Source organism: Verticiella sediminum (assembly GCF_007558815.1).
Lineage (GTDB): Bacteria > Pseudomonadota > Gammaproteobacteria > Burkholderiales > Burkholderiaceae_B > Verticiella > Verticiella sediminum.
In genome coordinates, this window is the sequence record NZ_VLTJ01000027.1 from 21,916 (window position 1) to 29,234 (window position 7,319).

Annotated in this window: 7 protein-coding genes and 1 riboswitch; of the genes, 5 read left to right on the top strand and 2 right to left on the bottom strand. The window is 67.7% G+C overall.

Annotated features, from left to right (window positions below; all coding sequences use genetic code 11):
• Positions 1 to 10: 10 nt before the first annotated feature.
• Both metW and metX read right to left on the bottom strand, forming a co-directional pair.
• A complete protein-coding gene (metW, locus tag FOZ76_RS13690) occupies positions 11 to 688 on the bottom strand; it encodes a methionine biosynthesis protein MetW (RefSeq protein ID WP_143948836.1) in 678 nt (225 codons plus the stop codon).
• The gene (gene metX, locus FOZ76_RS13695; RefSeq protein ID WP_143948837.1) at positions 685 to 1,854 is read right to left on the bottom strand and encodes a homoserine O-succinyltransferase MetX; all 1,170 of its coding nucleotides are present in this window, start codon (positions 1,852 to 1,854) and stop codon (positions 685 to 687) included. Before metX ends, metW begins: the two co-directional genes overlap by 4 nt.
• Positions 1,843 to 1,921: riboswitch (SAM riboswitch) on the bottom strand. (Overlaps the previous gene by 12 nt.)
• Positions 1,922 to 2,102: 181 nt before the next feature.
• Here metX and FOZ76_RS13700 point away from each other — a divergent pair.
• The 5 genes from FOZ76_RS13700 to FOZ76_RS13720 all read left to right on the top strand — a co-directional run bounded on the left by FOZ76_RS13700 (position 2,103) and on the right by FOZ76_RS13720 (position 7,249).
• Positions 2,103 to 3,014 carry a LysR family transcriptional regulator gene (locus FOZ76_RS13700; RefSeq protein WP_143948838.1) on the top strand — a complete coding sequence of 304 codons (912 nt, stop codon included), beginning with the start codon at positions 2,103 to 2,105 and terminating at the stop codon, positions 3,012 to 3,014.
• A 261-nt stretch (positions 3,015 to 3,275) separates the two neighbouring features.
• Entirely contained in the window at positions 3,276 to 4,346 is a 1,071-nt protein-coding gene (locus tag FOZ76_RS13705) for a TRAP transporter substrate-binding protein (protein ID WP_143948839.1), read from the top strand.
• Positions 4,333 to 4,935 (top strand): TRAP transporter small permease subunit, encoded by a 603-nt coding sequence (locus FOZ76_RS13710; protein WP_143948840.1) that lies wholly within the window; start codon positions 4,333 to 4,335, stop codon positions 4,933 to 4,935. Before FOZ76_RS13705 ends, FOZ76_RS13710 begins: the two co-directional genes overlap by 14 nt.
• Positions 4,932 to 6,314: a TRAP transporter large permease gene (locus FOZ76_RS13715; protein ID WP_143948841.1), complete on the top strand. Its 1,383-nt coding sequence runs from the start codon at positions 4,932 to 4,934 to the stop codon at positions 6,312 to 6,314. The genes FOZ76_RS13710 and FOZ76_RS13715 overlap by 4 nt, the downstream gene beginning before the upstream one ends.
• The gene (locus tag FOZ76_RS13720) at positions 6,287 to 7,249 is read left to right on the top strand and encodes a polysaccharide deacetylase family protein (RefSeq protein ID WP_246129497.1); all 963 of its coding nucleotides are present in this window, start codon (positions 6,287 to 6,289) and stop codon (positions 7,247 to 7,249) included. The genes FOZ76_RS13715 and FOZ76_RS13720 overlap by 28 nt, the downstream gene beginning before the upstream one ends.
• Positions 7,250 to 7,319: the final 70 nt, after the last annotated feature.

Genomic DNA, 7,319 nt, shown 5'->3' on the forward strand with positions numbered 1-7,319 from the left:
CGCGCGGGGCTCAGCAGCCGGGCGCGGCGAAGCGGTACACCGCGAGCGTGCTGCGCCACTGCGGCAGAAAGTCGATCTCGCGCTCCTCGAAGAACGTGGCGCGCTCGAGCACGCGCAGGCCCAGGCTGGCCGCCAGCCGCTCGAAATCCTGCAGCGTGCACAAGTGGATGTTGGGCGTGTCGTACCACTGGTACGGCAGGTTGCCGTTGACCGGCATGCGTCCGCCGAGGATCGAGAAACCGTGCTTCCAGTAGCCGAAGTTCGGGAAGGACACGATGCCCTCGCGCCCCACCCGCACCATCTCGCGCAGGATGTGTTCCGTGTGGTGCATGGCCTGCAAGGTCTGCGAGAGCACGACGGTGTCGAACTGGCAGTCGTCGAACAGGGCCAGGCCGGCCTCGAGGTTCTGCTGGATCACGTTCACGCCGCGCTGCACGCAGGTGATGACGCGCTGATCGTCGATCTCCACACCGACGCCGCTGACCTCGTGCTGCTCGGCCAGATAGGCCAGCAGGGAACCATCGCCGCAGCCCAGGTCGAGCACGCGGCTCTGCGGCGCGATCCAGCTAGCGATACGGGCAAGATCGGGACGGACGGAGGCGATCGTGGACGACCCTCCGGTCGCTGCGCGACCACCTCCCCGCGGGAGGGACGCGGCGCCTTCGGGCGGCCGTGCGGTAGCGCTCATAACCCCAGCTCCGTCGCAATGCGTTCGTAGTAGGCGCGCACGACGGCGTGGTAGCGCGCGTCCTCCAGGAGGAAGGCGTCGTGGCCGTGGGGCGCGTCGATCTCGGCGTAGGTGACCGGGACCCGGTTGCCGAGCAGCGCGCGCACGATCTCGCGCGAGTTGGCCGGTGGAAAGCGCCAGTCGGTGGTGAACGAGGCCAGCAGGAACGAAGCACGCACCTTTGCCAGCGCGCGCTGCAGGTCGCCGCCGCAGGTCTTCGCGGGATCGAAGTAGTCCAGCGCGCGCGTGAGCAGCAGGTAGGTGTTGGCGTCGAAATAGCCCGAGAACTTCTCGCCCTGATAGCGCAGGTAGGACTCGACCTCGAACTCGATGTCGAAGCCGTAGTTGTAGTCGCCGCCGTTCTGCGACTGGCGCTGCTGCCGGCCGAATTTCTCGGCCATGCTGTCGCCGGACAGGTAGGTGATGTGGCCGACCATGCGCGCCACGGACAGCCCGCGCCTGGGCAGGGTGCCGTGGGCGTAGTAGTCGCCGCCGTGGAAATCCGGGTCGGTGATGATGGCGCGCCGCGCGACCTCGTTGAACGCGATGTTCTGCGCCGACAGCCGCGGCGTGCTGGCGATCACTACGCAGTGGCGCAGGCGCTCCGGATAGGTGATCGCCCAGCTCAGCGCCTGCATGCCGCCGAGCGAGCCGCCCATGACCGCAGCGAACTGCGCGATGCCCAGGCGATCGGCGACGCGGGCCTGGGCGTGCACCCAGTCCTCGACCGTGACCACCGGAAAGGCCGCGCCCCAGGGACGCCCGGTTTCCGGATTGACGCTGGCCGGGCCGGTCGAGCCGAAGCACGAGCCCAGGTTGTTGATGCCGATGACGAAGAACTTGTCGGTGTCCAGCGGCTTGCCCGGTCCGACCATGTTGTCCCACCAGCCGGTGCTCTTGGGATCGTCGGCATAGACGCCGGCCACATGATGCGACGCGTTGAGCGCGTGACAAACGAGCACCGCGTTGTTGCGCTGCGCGTTCAGCGTGCCGTAGGTCTCGACCGCCAGCGAATACGGGCCGAAGGAGGTGCCGTTGGCGAGCCTGAGGGGTTCGGGGAATTCGAGGAACTGCGGGGTAACGATGCCGACCGAATACGGAACGGCCGTGGAAGTAGGTGCGAGCACGGGACCTCTTTAGCTGGATTTATGAGGCGCCCGCAAGCGGATCACGCAAATCGGCGCCGTACAAAAGCCGCGGTACGCGGCGTGGACCTGAACGCGGCGCCTCGTGCGCCAGCGTCATGAACATATTCTAGCATCGCGGCCGGAGCACCCTGGGCGCGGTGACTGCACGAGGCTTGCGCTTTGGCCCGTGGTCATGGGCCATGCTACCGTAGCACGCGAAACAGCACCCCGCGCTCGCGATACCGACCATGAATCTGCGCTTCCTGGAAGCGTTCTACTGGGTGGCAAAACTGGGTAGCGTCACCCGGGCCGCCGAAAGACTGTCGCTGACCCAGGCCGGGGTGTCCAGCCGCATCGCCTCGCTCGAGGCGGACATGCGCACGAATCTCTTCGAGCGCCGCAACCGCCGGCTGACCCTGTCCCAGGCCGGCGTGCGCCTGCTGCCGCGCGCCGAGCGCATGCTCCACATGGAGCGCGACATCCGCCTCGATCTGGACCTGGCCGATCCGGGCCTGCCGATCCTGCGCCTGGGCGTCATCGAGACGATTGCGCACACCTGGCTGCTCGACCTCCTGGACGACCTGCGCCGCGACCGCCAGGACACCGAGCTCGAGCTGACGATCGAGAATACGCCCCTGCTGGCCGAGCAGTTCTCCCGCGGCATGCTGGACATCGCCATCCTCGCCATGCCGCAAGCCGGCGACGGTATTCGTTCGCAGGCGCTGCCGCCGCTGCAGCTCACCTTCGTCCAGCGCCCGCCGGCGGGCGAACGCCGGGTGCCCCGGGTCGAGGTTTCCGCGCGCGAGCTGGCCAGCCGGCAACTGCTCACGTTCCAGCGCGGCTCGCCCACCCAGACGGCGATGATGGATCTGTTTCGCCGGGTCGGCGCGACGCCTCAGCACGTGCATGGCGTGTCGTCCCTGTCGGCCATGCTGAGGCTGGCCGAAAAGGGATTCGGCGTCGCCACGCTGCCGTGCGACCTGGTGCGGCCTTTCGTGCAGCAAGGCCTGCTGCAGTGCGTGGATACCGAGGAACCGCTGCCCTCGCTGCCGCTGTTCGTCACCTACCGGACCGACCCGGTATCGAACGCCATCGAAGACATCGTGGCCCGCATCCTGTTCATTGCGCGCGACCACGAGCGCGCGAACGCCAGCCCCTGAGCAAGCCGCACGGCCCGGTCCCGCCTGTCCCGCCGCCGCACGCCATCGGTGCCTGCGCACCACGGTGGGCATGGCATCCGCACCTTCAAAATAAAAATTTATCAACGACGACAAGAATATCTTGGATTTATCGACGTTTTATACCATTTATCACTTATTAATCAATAACTTGATTGAAATATAGATATCAATAAAAAATTATCGAAACTGGCTCGGCTCTTGCATAGCGGTAGGTGCCACCTACCCTCCGGAGTCTCCGCCATGCGCCATCAGCCCACTGCGCTCGCCGCACTGCTCTCGTTTCTTCTCGCCGGTACGGCCCTGGCCCAGGACTTCCCGGCCGGCCCCGGCATCCGCATCGCGGCCATCACTCAAAGCTCGCCCGCGATTCCGCAGTACACCCAGGTCGACCAGCCCCTGCTGCGCGACGGCCTGCAGGCAGCGAGCAACGGCCGCATCCAGGTTTCGCTGGCCTCGTGGCCCGAACGCAACGTGAACGGGCCGGAAGTGCTGCGGCTGGTGCGCTCCGGGCAGGTCGAGATCGCCGCCGCGGCGCTCACCGTCGTGTCGGGCGACGTTCCTCTCCTGGACGGCGGCGATCTTGCCGGCATGAACCTGACGATCGAACAGGCCCGCAAGGTATCGGACGCGATCAAGCCCGCCGCCAACCAGAGCCTGGAACGGTTGGGGGTGAAGATTCTTGCGCTGTACCCGTTCTCCGGACAGATGCTGTTCTGCAACAAGCCGGTGTCGGGGCTGAACAGCCTGAAAGGCCTGAAGGTGCGCGGCAACGGCCCTTCCGCGGCGGACCTGATCACGGCGCTGGGCGGCACGCCGGTGTCCGTCGCCTTCGGCGAGGTGTACTCCGCGCTGGAACTGCATACGGTGGACTGCGCGCTGACGGGCTCCGGCAGCGGCAACGGCATGAAGTGGAACGAAGTCGCCACCCACCTGGTCGCCCAGCCCGTGTCGTGGTCGACCGCGGGCTACTTCGTCAACCTGGCCTGGTGGAACCGCCAAGCGCCGGAAACGCAGGCGCTGCTGGAACGCACATTCGCCGAGATCGAGGCGCGGCAGTGGGCCCTGGGCGCGATCGCCACCCAGGACGGCATCGATTGCAACGTCGGACGGGCCGACGGCTGCAAGCTGCACACCCTGGGCCGCAAGCCCATGACGGAAGTGACGTCCTCTGAGGACACCTTGCCCGCGCTGCACAAGGCAGTCGCCGAGGCCGTCCTGCCGAACTGGATCAAGCGCTGCGGGCCGAATTGCGCCGAGGTCTACGCCAGCACGCTGGCCCCCATCACGGGAATCTCGTATGTACAACCGTGACGGCGCCGGGCCCGGGCGCATCGTACGCCTCATGGGCCAGGGGGCCATGGCGCTCGCCGGCTTGTGCTATGTGGCGATGGCCGCCCTCATTCTCTTCGACATCGTGGCCAGGCGCTTTCTCGGGTTCTCCACCGTCGCCACCACCGAGATCTCGGGCTACCTCCTGGCCATCGGCATGACGCTGGGACTGGGCGGGGCGCTGAGCCAGCGCGCCCATGTGCGCATCGACGTCCTGGTCCAGAAGATGCCATTGCGCGTACGCGTCGGCTTGCACTTGCTCTCCTTGCTCAGCCTGCTCCTGGTGACCGGCTTCTTTGCCTATGGCGCGATCGCGCTGGCCTGGGAATCCTGGGAGTTCCAGGCGACCGACGTGTCGGCGCTGCGCGTTCCCCTCGTGATACCTCAGGGCTTGTGGGCGCTGGGCTTCGTCCTGCTGCTCGTCGTGGGGCTGGCCCTGCTCGCCCGCTGCCTGCGCTGGCTGGCCGCGGGCCAGCTCGCCAGGATCGACCGCGCCCTGCTTTCGCGCAGCGATCAGGAAGAAGCCCGCGAGACCATCGAGGCCTCCGGGCTCGACAAGGGGCATCCATGATCGCCGTCGGCTTCATCGTCCTGCTGGGCCTGGCCATCGGCGCGGCCTCGCTGATGGGCGTCGCCCCGGTGACCATGGACGGCTCCTGGGCCGCGCTGGGCGTCATCCTGGTCGCCTTCATCGCCTTCTTCGCGGGCGGCATCTACATCGGCGCGGCGCTTGGCCTGCTCGCGCTGCTCGCCGGGTTCACGCTGTCGGATCGGCCGTTCTGGAACTACATCGGACAGATGATCTGGGGCCCCAGCACCAACTTCGTGCTGGTGGCCGTGCCCCTGTTCCTGCTGATGGGCGAGATCATGCTGCGCGCCGGGCTGTCCGAGCGGCTGTATCGCGGGCTCAGCGTCTGGGTGCGCAGGCTGCCGGGCGGTCTGCTACATACCAACATTCTGTCCTGCGGGCTGTTCTCGGCCGTGGCCGGCTCCAGCGTCGCGACCGCCGCCACCATGGGGTCGGTCGCCCTGCCCTACTTCGAGAAGTCGACCTATCCGCCGCGCCTCGTCCTGGGCACGCTCGCCGCCGGCGGCGCGCTCGGCAACCTCATACCGCCCGGGCTCTCCTTCATCGTGTACGGCCTGATCACCGAAACCTCCGTCGGCTCGCTGTACCTGGCCGCCGTCGGCCCGAGCATTCTGGTGGTCGTCATGTTCTCGCTGGTGGTGGCCTGGTACGGCGCGCGCCGGGGCCTGGGCAGGGATGCGACCCCGCACGAAAAGGGCGAACGCCTGCGCAGCCTGTTCGACCTGCTGCCCACGCTCGCCCTGATCGCGCTGGTGCTGGGCACGATCTACACCGGCTTCGCCACGCCCACGGAATCCGCCGCGCTCGGCGTGGCGGGGGCGGTGGTGCTGGCGCTGTTCGAACGCCGCATGAGCCTGCGGCTGCTCGTGGACTCGATGATGTCCACCGCGCGCACCACCTCGATGATCGGGCTGATCCTGTTCGGTGCGTATTTCCTGAACTACATGCTGTCATCGCTCGGCATCTCCGAGACACTGGCGACATTCATGAGCGAGCTCCCGCTGCCCGGCTGGGCGGTCATGCTGCTGATCGTCGGCTTCTACCTGGCGATGGGCACCTTCATGGAAGGCACTTCCATGGTGATCACCACGGTGCCGCTGCTCTTTCCGGTCGTGACCGCCCTGGGCTACGACCCCGTCTGGTTCGGCGTGGTCATCACCATGCTGGTGGAAATCGCCATGATCAGCCCGCCCGACGGCACCGTGCTCTACGTGCTGCAGGGCATGCGGCGCCAGCCTGGTCCGATCACCGACGTGTTCGCCGGCGTCATGCCCTTCATCGGTGCCTACATTCTCGCGGTGCTGATCCTGATGGTGCTGCCGGAGATCGCGCTATGGCTGCCCAGCCTGCTCGGCCGATGACCGCGCCGGCCTGCCAGGCGCCCTGGCCGGGACGCGATTTCGTGGGCTATGCCGGCCGGCCGCCGCACGCCGGCTGGCCTGGCGGGGCGCGCATCGCACTGAACTTCGCGCTCAACATCGAGGAAGGCGCCGAGTATTCGCCGCTGGACGGCGACGCGCACACCGACACGGCCTTGACCGAAGGCGTCGGCATGGACACGGGCATCGCGGGCCGCGACCTGAGCGCCGAATCCATGTACGAGTACGGCAGCCGGGTGGGCGTCTGGCGCCTGCTCGAGCTCTTCTCCCGGCGCGCACTGCCCCTCACCCTCTTCGTCTGCGCTCTGGCACTGGAACGCAACCCGGCCCTGGCTGCCGCGTTGCGCGGCACCCTGCACGACGTGTGCTGCCACGGTTGGCGCTGGGAGAAGCCCTGGCTGCTTTCGGCCGAGACCGAGATGGCACACATCGCGCGGGCGCAAGCCTCGCTGCGCCGCACCCTCGGACGCGAAGCCGAGGGGTGGTGCTGCCGCTACGGGCCGAGCGAGCACACGCGCGGGCTGCTCGCCAAGGCGGGCTTGCTGTACGACTCGGACAGTTGCAACGATGAACTGCCGTACTGGTGCCGGGTCGAGGGCGCGCCCCATCTGGTCGTCCCGTACAGCCTGGTCACGAACGACTGCAAGCTCGCGCCCGGCGGCCTGCCGACCCCGAACGACTTCTTCGCGCTGCTGCGCGACAGCTTTGATCAGTTGTACGAGGAAGGCGAACGCTCGCCCCGCATGATGACCGTCGGGCTGCATCCGCGCATGGTCGGCCACCCGGGCCGGGCGCGCGGGCTGGCCCGCTTCCTCGATCACGTCGCCCGCCACGAGCGGGTCTGGGTGTGTCGCCGGGCCGATATCGCCCATCACTGGCGCACGCGCTTTCCCGCACCGCAAGAGACTGCCGCATGAAGCTGCCCCCGCCGCCCCCGCACGTCGAACTCGACCTCACGCCCATCCCACCAGCCGCCTCGCCGGCGCT

Bases quoted from the DNA above. Each gene is read 5' to 3' on its own strand.
- FOZ76_RS13710 (WP_143948840.1), top strand. From the start codon at position 4,333: ATGTACAACCGTGACGGCGCCGGGCCCGGGCGCATCGTACGCCTCATG.
- FOZ76_RS13705 (WP_143948839.1), top strand. From the start codon at position 3,276: ATGCGCCATCAGCCCACTGCGCTCGCCGCACTGCTCTCGTTTCTTCTC.
- metW (WP_143948836.1), bottom strand. From the start codon at position 688: ATGAGCGCTACCGCACGGCCGCCCGAAGGCGCCGCGTCCCTCCCGCGG.
- FOZ76_RS13700 (WP_143948838.1), top strand. From the start codon at position 2,103: ATGAATCTGCGCTTCCTGGAAGCGTTCTACTGGGTGGCAAAACTGGGT.
- FOZ76_RS13715 (WP_143948841.1), top strand. From the start codon at position 4,932: ATGATCGCCGTCGGCTTCATCGTCCTGCTGGGCCTGGCCATCGGCGCG.
- FOZ76_RS13720 (WP_246129497.1), top strand. From the start codon at position 6,287: ATGGCTGCCCAGCCTGCTCGGCCGATGACCGCGCCGGCCTGCCAGGCG.